Below are 12,096 nucleotides of genomic sequence, written 5' to 3' on the forward strand. Positions count from 1 at the left end.
GTCGTGTCACAACGGCCGAGCCGTTTGGCGGACGCTTTCTGGGCCGCTAGCAGCGACTGCGCTGCTCTGATTTTGACTAACAACTGAAAATCTGCTGTCGGGCCTAAAGCTGCACTACGCTAGTGAACAAGCTAAGTCCGACGTCGTTCACCTTCGTGGCCCAACAACCTCCCGGCAAGGACAAGCCCGCCGGCGAGATACACGGCTGCTCCGACCCCCAACATGATGACGCCGCCCACCTGCTGGTCCTGCGCGGCATCAAGCACGACGCCGAAACAGGTGACTTCTCCCGACCCGTAAAGCGGGCGCGGGCTGAGCGACAGCAGAGCGCCGAGCAGGGTCATGTGGATCGACGTCAACAGCAGCGCACCGGCGCCCGTTGCGGCATGAGCTCTTTCGCTTCCAGCGAAGCTGGTGGACCAAAGCAGAAGTCCAGCGGCGAGAAAACTCGCCTGCTCCAACACCGTGATGGCGACGGATGTCTCCGCGATGTAACGAATGGCTGGCGCATGCCATCCCCAGACGACCAGCAATTCTAACAGCGAGGCGAGGGCTGGCAGTGCGACTGGCATACCAGGTCCCGGACGCAGACGCACGGGTAGGCCTATAGAGATGAGTGGAGCGACGATCGCTACGACTGCCATGTGGGCAACCATTCCTGACGCGAAAGATCCGCGCCATTCGGAGAGCAAAGGCCCCAGCCAGACTATCGCCAGAATGGCGATGCCCGCCGCCAGCGCCAGCCTTCTCATCGGAGGCATTCCGTAATGAAGAAAGCAGGAAGTGCCGTGAAGATGACAGCGACAAAACTGAGGCCCGATAGAAGCAACGTAGCGTAGCCTTGGAAAAGTAGCCGGTCGCGCCTGGTCGGATCGTCATGCGGCGGGTCTCCGGCACCAAATCCCCATTGCCGCCACGCCAGCGCGGCGGAGAAAACAATCATGCCCAGTGAAAGTGTGGTGACGACGCCGATGGCAATGCGAAGATTGCCGAAGTCGTTGCCCAGAAAACCCGGCTTCTCGCAGAATATCGCTGCTCCAATGTAGCAGGCAAGGAAATGCAGCGCCCAGACCACCGGCGCGGTAAACAGCGTCCAGAGCGTCTCGACCTGTCTCGGCAGCAGGTGCCACATCTAGAGCGCCTCCGGAAACAAGCCGATGACACCGAAGGTGATGACCGCCGTCACCAGCATGAAGTGCCAGTAGAGCGCGACATTGTGCAGGTCCATGTCGTGGCGCGGGGTAAGGTAGCCGGCGAAGCTGCGGGCGAGGCAGTAGAGTTGCATCAGGACGCCAACCGCGCCGTGGACCGACGCCCAGATGACGAGGATCCAGACAATCGCAGGATAGACGTGGGCGGTCGGGTCCATGCCCGTCGTCCATGGTCCCGCCAGGGCGGCGATACACCCCCCGATGGATAAAGCCGCTCCAGCAACCAGCAAAAATCGTCCTGCGAACACGCCCCCGCGTCGATTGGTTTCACGAGCGCCGAGGGTTGCAGCCCACGCCGCGGCGAATAGCGCCAGCGCTGTAAGCGGCCAGAACATGCCCGGCCCGCCAACACCGCCGGTAAAGTCTGTGTGGATGGTCCAGAAGAAGAAGTAGCCAAACAGGAGGCTGGCGAATGCCGTGCCGTCCCCCGTCATGGTAATGAACATGGCCCACCAACCGGCTGACTTCACGCCGGAAGCGTAGAGCGGCAGGCTCATGCCACGTCCAATGTCCTTCTCGACTTTCTTGGGAACTGCTGCGGTGCCGGTCCACAGCCACCAGATCACGGCGACGACGAAGGCCACGCCGGCCACTAGCGACGCCAACCACCACTTGAAGGTCAACGCTACAAACACCGTGCCGAGTGTCGAGGCGGCCACGATCGTGACGAAAGAGGTGCCTCCAACGCGCAGCACCTGTTCAGGTTCTGCGTCCAGCACCGAGGTCACCAGGGTCTCGCGGAGCCCCTCCGCAGCGTCGGGCAGATACCAGTTGCCGGCCTTGACCTCGTGCGCCAGGTTCGGCTGTTCCCACAGCGGATAGCGACTTTCGACGCGCGGGATCGAGCGAATACCCCAAAGCTCCTCTGGCTCGCTGATCCACTCGAGCGTGCCAGCGTTCCAGGGGTTTACCTCTCCTTTCGGTTGCTTGCGGCGGTGCAACGTGACGTCCACGACCACGGCGAACATGCCGATGCCGAGGACGACCGCACCCATGGTCGAGACCAGGTTGAGCCAGTCCCAGCCAATATCGGCCGGATAGGTATAGACGCGGCGCGGCATACCCCGCAGGCCGGTAAGGTGCATCGGCAGGAAAGCGATGTTGAAGCCGGTGAACATCATCCAGAAGGAGAAGCGGCCGACCTTCTTGGACATGTGCTTCCCGTCGATCAGCGGGTAATAATAGTAAAGCCCGGCGAAGACTGGAAACAGCATGCCGCCGATCAGCACGTAATGAAGGTGAGCGACGATGAAGTAGCTGTCGTGCGCTTGCCAGTCGAATGGCACCAGCGCAACCATTACGCCGGTCAGACCGCCCATTACGAAGATGGCAAGCCCGCCGATGGCAAACAGCATCGGAATGGAGAAAACTACCCTTCCAGCCAGCATCGTGGCGATGAAGACAAAGATCTGCACGCCGGTCGGAATCGCGACAGCACCAGAGGCTGCAGAGAAGAAGGCAAGCGATATCTGTGGCAGGCCGGTCGCGAACATGTGGTGGACCCACAAGCCAAAAGACAAGAAGCCAGTGCCGACCGCGGCAAGCACGATCCAGGAATAGCCGACTATGGGCCGCCCAGCGAATGTCGGGACGATCATCGCCAACAGGGCGATAGCCGGCAGGAAGATGATGTATACTTCTGGGTGGCCGAAGATCCAGAATAGGTGCTGCCACAGGAGAGGGTCGCCACCGCGCTCCGGATCGAAGAACGGCCAGTCGAACATACGCTGCATCTCGAACAGCAGGTCACCCGCGATAAGCGGCGGGAAGGCGAATAGGATCATGCCTGCCACGATCAGCAGATACCAGGCGAACAGCGGCATCAGGTTGATGCGCATACCCGGTGCGCGGCACTTCATGATGCCGACTATGAGTTCGACCGCGGCCGCGAGCGAGGCTACCTCTATGAAGGATAGGCCGAGCAGCCATATATCGGCGCCGATGCCCGCCTGTTCGCTGGTTGCCAGGGGCGGATACATGAACCAACCCGAATTCGGCGCTGCACCGAAGAAGATCGAACCGCAAACGAACACTCCGCCAATCAAAAAGCTCCAGAAACCGAAGGCCCCCAGGCGGGGAAACGGCAGTTCTCGCGCTCCCAGCATCGGGGGAAGCAGGAAGATTGCCACCGCCTCAAAGATCGGCACGGCGAAAAGGAACATCATTACCGTGCCATGCAGGGTATAGACTTGGTTGTAGGTCTCGGCCGACAGAAGATCGTTCTCTGGAACGGCGAGTTGGGCTCGGATCAGGAGACCGAGTAGCCCCGCAAACAGCATGAAGCTGAATGCTGCGGACCCGTACCAGAGCCCGATTTGCGTATTGTTGACCGAAGTCCAGTACCGCCACCCACTGGGGTTGGCCCAAACGGCACGAAGTTGCCTCTCTTCTTCTGCCTGATCGCGTCCCGGCGGGGATATCTCGCTCATTGCAGCCCCTTGAGCCACACGGCGATGGCAGTGAGGTCATCGGTCGAAAGTGCCGGATAGGCTGGCATGTGGCTTCCGGGCTTCAGGGAGGCAGAATGCGCGATGAAGCGCTTCAGCATGTCGGCATCGTTATCCAGTGCCGCCGCGCCGATCGTCAGCCGCGAACCCATGTGCGAAAGGTCGGGTCCTGACGTTCCCTGCGCGGATGTTCCGGCCACACTGTGGCAGTCGCCGCATCCCTCGCGCAGGAAGAGCGCCCGCCCCTCTCCTTCCGCCTCCACTCCTGTTGACGGCGAGGTTCGCGCGCTCAGCCACGCCTCGAAGTCGGATGTCTCCATTGCTATTGCCGGGAATGCCATCAGAGCATGGGACGTGCCGCAGAACTCGGCACACTGGCCACGATATGTACCTTCGCGGTTGGCAAGCAGCGAAAGCCTGTTGGTCCTGCCCGGGATGAGATCCATCTTGCCGCCGAGCGCGGGTATCCAGAAGGAGTGGATCATGTCCGCGCTTGTCAGCGAGAATTCGACGCGTTTGCCGACCGGCATTCTGACTTCGTTGGCGGAGATTACCGGCGGGCCTTCCGGCTGATGATAGACCACCCGCCACCAAAATTGGCTGCCGACGATTTCGATCCGCAATTCCGCCTGTTCCTCAGCCTTAAAGGGGCGTAGCGAGGGCATCAGCCACAGTGCGTAAGCCAGAAGGGCGGTCAGCACGGCTACCGGAAAGGCAGCACCACCCCACAGGATCAGGCGGCCAGCGGCCTCCTCCGAAATGGGTCGGCGCTTCCAGAGCGATGCATAGAGCGACAACGTCACCATGAATGCCCATATGAAAACGCCGCCAATCACCATTGCCCAGAACAGCGTGGCCACCTGGCTCGCCTCCTCGCCCGCAGGATCAAGCGCCGACTGGATGCCGCTGCAGGAAACGAGCAATGGGCAGGCGACCGAAAGGGCACCCCACCGGCCGGGCGACACGATCCGCCTTAAGGCTGCTGGTTGCTCGGTCTGGGTCAGGTCGGTTACCCTCTGGGCTTTCTTTGCGGCGATAACGAACCAGTGAAACAGCATACAGATCGCGAAGCGGTTGGCATCAAACTTCGATACCGACGCGCGCTGGAAAACGGGAACGTGCGGTCAGGAATCACGTTCCCTACCAAACAAGAGGCGATGCCATGCAGAAACCGGTGACGGGTTATTCCTCGCTCCAGATCGGACTGCATTGGGCCGTCGTCGTGCTCGTCGCCTTCCAGTATGTAGCGCACAGCGGTATAGAGGCGGCATGGGACGCCCTGCGGCGCAACGAGACACCGCCTGCAGAGGCGGCTGCTTTGGTCTATCTTCACATCGGCGCCGGCATCCTCGTTTTCCTGCTCGCCGGAACCCGGATCGGGCTGCGTTTGACGCGCGGCGCACCGCCACCGCCTGCGGAAGAACCTCGGTTGTTGCAGCTTTTGTCCGAGGTCGTTCACGTCGCGATTTACGCACTTCTGCTCCTGCTGCCCGTCAGCGGCTTCATTGCATGGTTCCTTGCAGTGCCTCCCGCCGGCGCTATACACGTCGTCCTCAAGAATGCCCTTCTCGCCGCGATCGTGCTTCACGTGGCAGGTGCACTCTTCCAACACTTCATACGTCGGTCCGACGTGCTGATGCGCATGCTGAGACCTGATCCAGATGATCCTGCCGCGCTGTCGCCAACCCCGCGCGAATAGGCCCAAGGTATTGCTCCAATCACGTCATTCCGTCTGCGGCGCGGGTGCCCCCTCCTCCGGCGACACCGGGGGTGCGACATCTGTCTGAGAAGGGGCTCCATCTCCGGGTTCACGTGGGTTAGCCGGTTGCGTCGTCTCCGCGGGCTCCGCCGAAACGCCGGTGACGCGGTCGGTCGGAATAGGCTCCGGTGTAATATTCCCGTCAGCAGACGAAACTCGCCAGACCGTGTTGCCTGCATCGTCAGCAACCAGCAGAGCGCCCGTCCCGTCGATAGCGAGGCCCACAGGACGGCCGCGCGCCTCCTCGCCGTCCAGAAACCCGGTCACAATATCCTTAGCCTGACCGGAAGGCATGCCGTCGGTGAACGGCACATAAATCACCTTGTAGCCGTTGAAAGCGTCACGATTCCAGCTGCCCCGATTGCCAACGAATGCACCGTTGAGATACGCCTCCGGCATCGCAGAGTCGTTGGTGAAGACGAGACCGAGCGCCGCGACATGGCTGGACAGCGCATAGTCCGGTGATATTGCCTGCTCGACCATGTCAGGCCGTGACGGATGGACCCGTTCGTCGACATGCTGGCCGTAATAGCTCCAGGGCCAGCCGTAGAAGCCGCCGTCGCGTACTGAAGTCATGTAGTCGGGAACGAGGTTCGGTCCGAGCTCATCGCGCTCATTGACCACGGTCCAGAGCTCGCCAGTTTCTGGATGGATATTCAATCCGTTCGGGTTGCGCAGGCCGGACGCGAAGACGCGAGATGCCCCTGTCTGGATTTCCACCTGCCAGATGGCCGCTCGACCCTTCTCGGCCTCCATCCCGCGCTCACCGACATTGGAGTTCGATCCGACAGAGGCGTAGAGAAACCGTCCGTCGGGGCTTAGCGCCAGATCTTTTGTCCAGTGGTGGTTGATCGGCCCTCCGGGCAGAGGCGTCAGGACCTGTGGCTTGTCCGTGATCTCCTGTTGTCCAAGCTGATAGGGATAGGCGAGGATCGCATCCGCCGCGGCCACATAGAGAACATCCTCGTGCCATGCGATTCCAAATGGGGAAGTCAGTCCCGTCAGTAGATCGCTGCGCTCGTCCACCGTACCGTCGCGGTTCGAATCCTGCAGCAGCGTGACAAGATTCGTCTCCTTGTTCTCACCACCGCCACCCGAGGCCATCGACATGATGAAACCGCGGATGATATCCTTCGGTCGGTTGAGCGGCTTGCCCGGCGGCGCTTTCGACTGCACAACGAGAACGTCGCCGTTCGGCAAGGTGTGGACAGTGCGCGGGTTGGCAAGATCTGTGGCGTAGGCGGTGATTACCAGCCCGTCGGATACAGTGGGCGTCTGACCGTCTGACCAGCCGACAACTTCCGCCACTTTCAAATCTGGGATGAGGCTCGACGACGGCTCGGGCAGCACCGGCTCAGGACCGATTTGCTGCGAGATGTCGAACTCGTCCTCGCCGCTGCAGGCCGCCCCAAGGGCAGCGACCAGTGCGAGTGCCAAGGACCTGTAAGCAAGCGACTCACTCATTGGCGTGCCTCCCGCGACCGAACCATCCGGCTAGAAGCATGGCAACGACCGTCGCGATGGACGTCGCCAACCCAAACGGCATAACGGCCGTCCATCCATCTGCAGTGTGGATAAAGCTGTTGAGCGCAGCCAGCGTCAACGCGACAAGTCCGGACACCGCGTGTAACCGCGACGGCCTGCTGCGGCGCACGAGGCAGATGATCCCGAGATAGAGTGCCGCCATGATGCCTACGATCAGCCCGAACAGCAGCAGCCATTCGGAAAAGTGCAGCCAAAGCAGATTCGATGTCGTCAAATATGCCAGGTCGGTGACGACAGTGAGTGTAAATGCCGCGATGGGGAAGGACGCCAAGGCACGATAGACATGACTGACTGCCCAGACGGGTGGGTAGAGGACATCCTGGTCGTGCATCAAAGCGCCCCGTTCGCGGGTTAGGATACAAACCATACGATTTGCAGCGGATTTTGTTCCGCCTCGCGAATATTTCGACGTGTGTGCCCGTTACGCCCTCTAAATGAGGACTCAGCGTCTCTCATATGTTCTTGCTGGCTCTCCCGCGTTTGAAGGCAGAGAGTACCGAGACGCTACATTGGTCCCCAGTTATCGACAGAGGCAGCGAAGGCCGGCCGCGCGTGTAGCCGTTCCCGGTACGCGACAAGCGCGCTGCTCAGTTCAATGTCATCGCGCACGGCCCAGTCGAGGACGTAGAGTGCAGCGGCGTCCGCTACGCCGAAACGTCCCAGCAGGAACGGCTTGCCCCCAAGCGTCGCCTCGAGCTGCGCCAATCCGTTGGCGACCTGCTGGCGCCCATGGGCTTGAAGCGCTGCGTGACATGCTGGGTCGTCCACGAATTTGTGCGGCATCCTGATGAATGTGCGACCGCGCATGTGCACCGAGCCGACAATGAAATCCAGGAGTTCGAGCGTGCGCGCCTGCTCCATTGTGTCCTCCGGCCACAGGCCCGCCTGCGGGAAGGAACGCGCGAGCCAGAACGCGATCGTCTGGAATTCGGTCAGCACCTCACAATCATCGAGCCGCAGCGCCGGAACCTTCCCCTTCGGGTTCAGGCTCAGATAGGCCTCCTTCCTCTGGTCGCCGGCGAGAACGTTGACCACGGAGACGTCATGCTCGGCCCCGACTTCATTGAGGAGATACAGAATGCCATTCGAACAGCTTCCCGGCGAATGAAACAGGGTCAGCATTGAGTGTCTCCGATCTGTGTGGCTGGAAGGGCGGATGCGTGGGCGAATGGCGCTACGGGAAGTCGCCAATCGTGAGGACGAGCTTTCCGAAGTGATCGTTCTGCTCCAGCGTGCGATGCGCTTCGCCCACGTCTTCGATGTCGAAGGTGGCGTGAATGTGCGGGCGCAGCCTTCCTTCGGAAAGAATGGGCAAGACGTCGCGCACGAGCCGCGCGGCGATAGCCGCCTTCATCTCGGGGGGCAACGGGCGCAACGTGGAGCCTACCAGCGTTAGGCGGCGGCGCAGTACCGGTTCGAGATTGACCGCCGCTTTCGCGCCGCCCTGGAGCGATATCAGTGCATAGCGCCCGTCCACGGCCATGCACGCCAGGTTGCGGTCGGCATAGTCGCCCCCAACCATGTCGAGAACGACATCGACGCCGCGGCCGTCCGTAAAGTCCATGATCTCGTCGACCCATTCCCCGGCCGACGAGTCGATCGCCATCGCTGCTCCCATTCCCCGGCAGAACGCGGCTTTGTCGGCGCCGCGCGAAGTCGTGATGGGGGTTGCGCCGAGGCTGTTCGCCCTCGCGATCGCGTACGTCCCGATCCCCGACGATCCGCCATGGACCAGGACGGTCTCTCCTGTATTCAGGCCGGCGCGCATGACCATGTTGAATTCGACGGTCATGGCAACTTCGGGAAACCCGGCGGCCTCGACGAAGGAAAGGCCATCCGGCATCGGCATGACATGCCGCGCGTCCGCCCGGCAGAATTCGGCATAGCCGCCGCCATGGACGAGCGCCATAACCCGGTCGCCCGGCTTGAAGGCCTGCACGCCGCCGCCGACTTCGGCCACCACGCCCGCAACCTCCAACCCCAGGATCGAACTGGCATCCGGCGGCACCGGATAGCGGCCGAGACGCTGCGAGACGTCCGGACGATTGACCCCCGCGGCGCTGACCTTGATGACGATCTCGCCACGGCCCGCGACCGGCATGTCGGCGGTTCCGACATACAGGACGTCCGGACCTCCGGGTGTATCGAAACGGACGGCGCGCATGGCGTTACCTAGCCTTCGTCGACGATCGAGTTGGCGAGCGTGCCGATGCCGCTGATCTCGACCTCGACGCGATCGCCAGCTTTCATGAACAGCTTGGGCTCGCGGAACAGGCCCACGCCGCTTGGCGTGCCGGTGGCGATGATGTCCCCGGGCAGCAGTTCGGTGACCGTGGAGATGTATTCGATCAATGCCGGCACGTCGAAGGCCAGGTCGGCGATAGGCGTCGACTGCATCACCTCGCCGTTGAGCCGGGTCTCCATGGACTGGGCGGCCGGATCGCCGAATGCTTCGGCGGTCACCAGCCACGGGCCCATGGAGCCGCTTCCGTCGAAGTTCTTGCCCGCCCAGAACTGCGTGGTGTGGCGCTGGAAATCACGAATCGATCCGTCGTTGAAGCAGCTATAGCCGGCAACATGGGCATAGGCGTTCGCCGCGGAAATCGCACGGCCCGGCTTTCCTATCACGACGGCAAGCTCGCCTTCGAAATCGAACCAGTCGGAAACCTTCGGGCGCACCAGATCGACGCCATGACCGACGACGGACGACGGATAGCGTGTGAAGATGGAAGGCTTCTTCGGCGCCTCGCGCCCCGTCTCCTTGATGTGGGTCATGTAGTTGAGGCCGATGCATAGGATCTTGTCCGGGTTGGGGATCGGCGAAAGGAGGGTCACATCGGAAAACGCCAGCCGCTCGCCGCCCGCATCCTTGCCCAGCTCGGCAAGCGCTCCCGCTGCGATGACGGCGCGCAGATCGGCATAACGGCCTCGAAGCGCTTCTCCGGCGTCGATCAGCGTTTCGCCGTCGGCGATGCCGTAGGATCGGGTTCCGTTAGGCATGATGTATGAACAGACACGCATGTCATGTCTCCTGGCAGGTGTTGATGTGTCGGGGTTAAGTCTAGTGCTTCGTCACTCGTTGCTGACGATGCTGTCGAGCCAGGCGCAGTTGGAGGCGGGGTCGGCGGCGCGCATCCCGCGCCTGGCCGCATCGAGCCGCATCTCGCGCAACCGCGCGCGGTCGGGTGAATCCTCGGGCATGTAGAGGCGGTCGTGCCCCCAGTAACTTGGTCCGTCGAACGTTTCGTGAGGCTCCCAGATAGCCGGGTCGATGACCCGCGCGCCCCAGCCATATTCCACGAAGAAGCCCGAGGGCGAATTGGCGTAGAAGCTCGTCATGTGATCGTTCGAATGGCGGCCCAGCGTATAGGCGACCCGGCCTGCGTCCTGCTGGGCAAGATCGTAGCCCTGCCCGACATCGTCCAGCGAAAGCAGTTCGACCATGAAATGGTGCATGCCCCTGCGGCCGGTCCCGACCATGGCAAAGGAATGGTGCCGACCGTTGAGGTGGAAGAAATAGAGCTTGAAAGGCTTGAGCCCGTAGTCGGTGACCTGGAAGCCCAGCAGATCGCGATAGAATGGAAGGAGGACGTCGACGTCCCGGGCGTGAAGCACCGCATGGCCCATTCCCAGCGATCCCGTCTTGAAGCCGGAGATCGGCCTGCCGGCGAGGAACGGTTCCGAAGCGATCTCGGGTCCGCAGAACACTTCGAGCCGATTGCCCTCCGGGTCCGCGAACGAGATCAGCCGCGTCACATGGCGCTGGTCGGCCAGCGAAACCGCTTCAAGGCGTACCGCAACGCCAGCATTCTCGAGACGGCTGGCGAGTGCATCGAGAGCTTCAGCACTTTCGATTTCCCAGCCCATGAAGTCCAGGCCTTCGTCGCCTTCCGCCGACACGATCAGGCGCTGCTTGCGGTCGTCCATGCGGAAGGCGCGAACCTTGCCGCCGGCATCGACCTGCTGCATGCCGAGAAGATCGGTCGCGAAGCTCTGCCAATCAGCCGTGCGCGAGGAGCGGACGCCTATGTATCCGAGCGATGCGAGTGCCATGGTTCCTATCCCTGGAGCGCCGCCGCCATCGTCTGGCGGCGGCAATCGAGTTGAGGGGCCGTCAGTTCGTCCCTTGAGCCTCGGCAACCGCCTTGACGAAGGCGTCGTGGATCGCCTGGCCGTTCTCGTTCTGCTCGATCCATTGCTGCGTCGCGATGGCAACGGCTTCTTTCCATTGCTCGAGCTGCGCCTCATCGGGCTCGACGACGGTAATCGTACCCTTTGCAAGCAGTTCGTCGCGGGCCTCGGCGATATTGGCGTCGAAGGAAGCGCCGAAGCGTTCCGAGAATGCCGCGCCGGAGAACTTGTCGATCGCTGCCTTGGCCTTGTCGGACAGACTGTCGTACTTGGCCTTGTTCATGACGACCAGCATCGGCGTCGCGCCCAGCGGTGCCGTATTGAAATGCGTGATGACATCGCCCATCCGGAACGTCTCGATCGCGCCCCACTGGGTGAACGTTCCGTCGATCAGGCCGCGGCTGATGCTTTCGGCGACGGTCGGACCGGTAATGCCGCCGACCGGCACCGAACCGAGCGCCTCGAGCGCCGACAGCATGGTCGGCCCGGGTGCCCGCATCTTGAGACCGTTCATGTCCTCGGGGACCGTCACCTCTTTCCTCGAGGCGATCGAATTGGGATAGGAAACGAAGATGCCAAGCATCTTCAGCTTGTCGAAGTCACCCTTGAAGTGGCCGTCCTCGTACATTTTCCACATCGCCGGCGACCCTGCCGTCGAGCTTGGAATGAGGAACGGAAGCTCCGCCACGGTGCTCTCCTGGAAACGACCGGGCGAATAGCCCGGGATCACCCAGGCGATATCGGCGACACCGTCCTCGACGAGCTGGAGCTGCTGGGCGGGATTTCTGCCGAGCGACCCGCCCGCGAACATCTGGATCGTGAGTTCGCCGTCCGACGCTGCCGAGACATCCTCGGCCCACGGCGTAAGGATCTCTTTCGTCACATGCGCGACGGGTGGCTCGAAGCTTGAAAAACGCAACGTCTCCGCCGACGCGGGAACCGCGATGATACCGAGCGCGGCAGCGGCGCCAAGCAGCCTGGTCATGAACGTCATTGCATCCTC

12 protein-coding genes are annotated in these 12,096 nt (G+C 62.1%); 1 reads left to right on the forward strand and 11 read right to left on the reverse strand.

Annotation, left to right across the window (positions count from 1 at the left end; genetic code table 11):
- Positions 1-131 precede the first annotated feature (131 nt).
- Genes ACVJNE_RS06290 through coxB form a run of 4 tightly spaced genes read right to left on the reverse strand, consistent with a single transcriptional unit; the run spans position 132 to position 4,623 of the window.
- Positions 132-752 carry a cytochrome c oxidase assembly protein gene (locus tag ACVJNE_RS06290; protein WP_499563917.1) on the reverse strand — a complete coding sequence of 207 codons (621 nt, stop codon included), beginning with the start codon at positions 750-752 and terminating at the stop codon, positions 132-134.
- Positions 749-1,132 (reverse strand): hypothetical protein, encoded by a 384-nt coding sequence (locus ACVJNE_RS06295; RefSeq protein WP_499563919.1) that lies wholly within the window; start codon positions 1,130-1,132, stop codon positions 749-751. The genes ACVJNE_RS06290 and ACVJNE_RS06295 overlap by 4 nt, the downstream gene beginning before the upstream one ends.
- On the reverse strand, positions 1,133-3,640 hold the full coding sequence (ctaD, locus tag ACVJNE_RS06300) for a cytochrome c oxidase subunit I (protein ID WP_499563921.1): 2,508 nt from the start codon (positions 3,638-3,640) through the stop codon (positions 1,133-1,135).
- Positions 3,637-4,623: a cytochrome c oxidase subunit II gene (gene coxB / locus ACVJNE_RS06305; protein ID WP_499563923.1), complete on the reverse strand. Its 987-nt coding sequence runs from the start codon at positions 4,621-4,623 to the stop codon at positions 3,637-3,639. Before coxB ends, ctaD begins: the two co-directional genes overlap by 4 nt.
- Positions 4,624-4,820: 197 nt before the next feature.
- Here coxB and ACVJNE_RS06310 point away from each other — a divergent pair, with 197 nt between their 5' ends.
- Entirely contained in the window at positions 4,821-5,357 is a 537-nt protein-coding gene (locus ACVJNE_RS06310) for a cytochrome b (protein ID WP_499563925.1), read from the forward strand.
- Between the two features lie 24 nt (positions 5,358-5,381).
- On the opposite strand, the gene ACVJNE_RS06315 is transcribed toward ACVJNE_RS06310, so the two are convergent.
- The 7 genes from ACVJNE_RS06315 to ACVJNE_RS06345 all read right to left on the reverse strand — a co-directional run bounded on the left by ACVJNE_RS06315 (position 5,382) and on the right by ACVJNE_RS06345 (position 12,087).
- Positions 5,382-6,881: a PQQ-dependent sugar dehydrogenase gene (locus ACVJNE_RS06315; RefSeq protein ID WP_499563927.1), complete on the reverse strand. Its 1,500-nt coding sequence runs from the start codon at positions 6,879-6,881 to the stop codon at positions 5,382-5,384.
- Positions 6,874-7,293, reverse strand: coding sequence for a DUF2231 domain-containing protein (locus tag ACVJNE_RS06320; RefSeq protein ID WP_499563929.1), 420 nt, complete (start codon positions 7,291-7,293; stop codon positions 6,874-6,876). The genes ACVJNE_RS06315 and ACVJNE_RS06320 overlap by 8 nt, the downstream gene beginning before the upstream one ends.
- Before the next feature lie 173 nt (positions 7,294-7,466).
- Entirely contained in the window at positions 7,467-8,084 is a 618-nt protein-coding gene (locus ACVJNE_RS06325; protein ID WP_499563931.1) for a glutathione S-transferase family protein, read from the reverse strand.
- A 52-nt stretch (positions 8,085-8,136) separates the two neighbouring features.
- Entirely contained in the window at positions 8,137-9,126 is a 990-nt protein-coding gene (locus tag ACVJNE_RS06330) for an NAD(P)H-quinone oxidoreductase (RefSeq protein ID WP_499563933.1), read from the reverse strand.
- 8 nt (positions 9,127-9,134) lie between these two features.
- Positions 9,135-9,983 (reverse strand): fumarylacetoacetate hydrolase family protein, encoded by an 849-nt coding sequence (locus tag ACVJNE_RS06335; RefSeq protein ID WP_499563935.1) that lies wholly within the window; start codon positions 9,981-9,983, stop codon positions 9,135-9,137.
- A 51-nt stretch (positions 9,984-10,034) separates the two neighbouring features.
- Positions 10,035-11,015, reverse strand: coding sequence for a VOC family protein (locus tag ACVJNE_RS06340; RefSeq protein WP_499563937.1), 981 nt, complete (start codon positions 11,013-11,015; stop codon positions 10,035-10,037).
- A gap of 61 nt (positions 11,016-11,076) precedes the next feature.
- A complete protein-coding gene (locus ACVJNE_RS06345; protein WP_499563939.1) occupies positions 11,077-12,087 on the reverse strand; it encodes a TRAP transporter substrate-binding protein in 1,011 nt (336 codons plus the stop codon).
- Positions 12,088-12,096 lie beyond the last annotated feature (9 nt).

The sequence above is a fragment of the Mesorhizobium sp. DxT genome (assembly GCF_058448885.1).

Coding starts and splice junctions, on each gene's coding strand:
- ACVJNE_RS06290 (WP_499563917.1), bottom strand. CDS start 752: ATGAGAAGGCTGGCGCTGGCGGCGGGCATCGCCATTCTGGCGATAGTC.
- ACVJNE_RS06295 (WP_499563919.1), bottom strand. CDS start 1,132: ATGTGGCACCTGCTGCCGAGACAGGTCGAGACGCTCTGGACGCTGTTT.
- ctaD (WP_499563921.1), bottom strand. CDS start 3,640: ATGAGCGAGATATCCCCGCCGGGACGCGATCAGGCAGAAGAAGAGAGG.
- ACVJNE_RS06310 (WP_499563925.1), top strand. CDS start 4,821: ATGCAGAAACCGGTGACGGGTTATTCCTCGCTCCAGATCGGACTGCAT.
- ACVJNE_RS06315 (WP_499563927.1), bottom strand. CDS start 6,881: ATGAGTGAGTCGCTTGCTTACAGGTCCTTGGCACTCGCACTGGTCGCT.
- ACVJNE_RS06320 (WP_499563929.1), bottom strand. CDS start 7,293: ATGCACGACCAGGATGTCCTCTACCCACCCGTCTGGGCAGTCAGTCAT.
- ACVJNE_RS06325 (WP_499563931.1), bottom strand. CDS start 8,084: ATGCTGACCCTGTTTCATTCGCCGGGAAGCTGTTCGAATGGCATTCTG.
- ACVJNE_RS06330 (WP_499563933.1), bottom strand. CDS start 9,126: ATGCGCGCCGTCCGTTTCGATACACCCGGAGGTCCGGACGTCCTGTAT.
- ACVJNE_RS06335 (WP_499563935.1), bottom strand. CDS start 9,983: ATGCGTGTCTGTTCATACATCATGCCTAACGGAACCCGATCCTACGGC.
- ACVJNE_RS06340 (WP_499563937.1), bottom strand. CDS start 11,015: ATGGCACTCGCATCGCTCGGATACATAGGCGTCCGCTCCTCGCGCACG.
- ACVJNE_RS06345 (WP_499563939.1), bottom strand. CDS start 12,087: ATGACGTTCATGACCAGGCTGCTTGGCGCCGCTGCCGCGCTCGGTATC.